Consider the following 1,074-nt stretch of genomic DNA (forward strand, 5'->3'; position numbering starts at 1 on the left):
GGCGCGGTCCAGCCGAGCGTCTGCTTGATCATTCTGAAGGTGTGCTCGATGTCGAACCTGCGCAGGAACGTCCGCCACCACAGGTCCACGGTGGCCGGGGCGGCGCCGGTGGCCGAGCACCACAGCCACACCGGCTTGGGGGCGGCCTCGCCGGGCAGTCGTTCCACGGTGAGACGGATCAACGTGCCGTGCAGCAGCGGGAGTTCTTCCGCGGCGTGCTCCAGCCAGGGTCCGCGGTGGGTCAGGCGGGGGTGCATGCGGTCCCAGGCCATCGCCTCCGCCTTCCCGTAGCGGGTGGTGTCCGTCATCGTGGTGACCTCGGGTGCGTGCCAGGACTCCGGCTTGGCGAAGGTCAGCACGCCGCCGTGCTTGCGCGGCCGCCCGCCCCGGGGGCCGGAGCGGGCCGGGCCCGCGTCGCGGAGCATGACGCGATCCGAGCGCAGGCGCCCGGCCAGGACTACGGGCAGGTCGGCCAGAGCATGGGAGAGGTAGGCGCTGTCGTAGCCGGCGTCCATCACGATCAGCATGTCGGGGTCGCCGTTGCTCCAGTGGCCTGCGGCGATGATGCGGGTGACGACTTCGCGCAGCTGGGCGGCGGTGACCGTGGTGGCGTCGTCGGTCGGCCCCAGGCGGACGGCGTCCAGCAGGGCGCACCAGGAGGTGCGGCCCGATTCGAGGGCCGCGACGAAGGAGTAGGGCCAGCCTGGGATCAGCTGGTCGCAGCTGCGGTCGGCGCGGCGGCCGTGGACGTGGCAGAAGAGCCGGTCAGGGCTGGTGTTCGCGTCGGGACGCAGCCAGTTGGAGACGTCCACCGCCAACGCGATGCGGCCGTCGGCGATGCGGGGCAGCGGGAGATCGGCCAGCGCCCGGCGCATACGGGCCGGTTCGCACCAGCCCTTGTCCAGAGCCGCGTACAGGGCACCGTGTCCGCGCCGCATCTCATGCGCGAGGGAAAGCTCGACCAGCGTCTTGACCGGGCCATCGGTGCACAGCACCGCGTCGGTCAGCTCGAAGAGCACGTCCGCGCGGGCGTACAGGCTCTCGTAGAACTCAACCCGAAAGCGGGACAACACG

General features: G+C 71.6%; 1 protein-coding gene. It reads right to left on the reverse strand.

The genetic code is table 11. From position 1 onward, the window contains the following. The coding region (locus AQJ91_RS48390; protein ID WP_234383493.1) for a transposase at window positions 1-1,073 on the reverse strand (1,073 nt) is incomplete at its 3' end. Window position 1,074: the final 1 nt, after the last annotated feature.

This window comes from Streptomyces dysideae (assembly GCF_001514305.1).
GTDB lineage: Bacteria > Actinomycetota > Actinomycetes > Streptomycetales > Streptomycetaceae > Streptomyces > Streptomyces dysideae.